This window comes from Terrisporobacter petrolearius, assembly GCF_020748185.1.
In the GTDB taxonomy this organism is placed as follows: Bacteria; Bacillota; Clostridia; order Peptostreptococcales; family Peptostreptococcaceae; genus Terrisporobacter; species Terrisporobacter petrolearius.
On record NZ_JAHZMO010000136.1, the window covers coordinates 1 to 503 of the forward strand.

General features: G+C 26.6%; 1 protein-coding gene and 1 pseudogene. Both read right to left on the reverse strand.

The features are described from left to right. Positions 1–143: 143 nt before the first annotated feature. Complete coding sequence (locus K0040_RS19990; protein ID WP_228110438.1) at positions 144–323, reverse strand: hypothetical protein; 180 nt, start codon at positions 321–323, stop codon at positions 144–146. Beyond that, positions 324–503: pseudogene (locus tag K0040_RS19995) on the reverse strand (GTP-binding protein); the annotation flags it as partial.

Below are 503 nucleotides of genomic sequence, written 5' to 3' on the forward strand. Positions count from 1 at the left end.
CCTAAATAACATGAATATGGAAGCTTTATATCAAGAAACTCCTCTATATTCCATGTCCCATTGTATTCAATCAAAATGTAACTATACAGATTACTACATTTCTTAAGATATTCTTTTGTCAAACAATTAATATCTTTAAATCGCTATATCTTTATATAGTTTTTCGAAGAAAATGGAATTGAATATTCAGTAAAACCTTCCTCTAATACAATTAATAAAATATTATCTTTATCATCATATTGTTTATTCCTTAAATATTCATTAATAAACTTAGTCTTTCCAGATTCTAAGAATCCAGCTACTATATCAATTCTAGTACTCATTTAAACAAAAGCTCTTTCTAACTTTTCTTTATTTGGTTTAAAGCCAACTACACAAATACAACCACTACTTATGTAATTACAAGGTATAACCTTTATTTCGTCAGGCACAAAGCTAAACTCGTAAAACAAACCATCTTCACATTTAAATATGCCCTTTGCTCTAATAATATTTCCAAAACT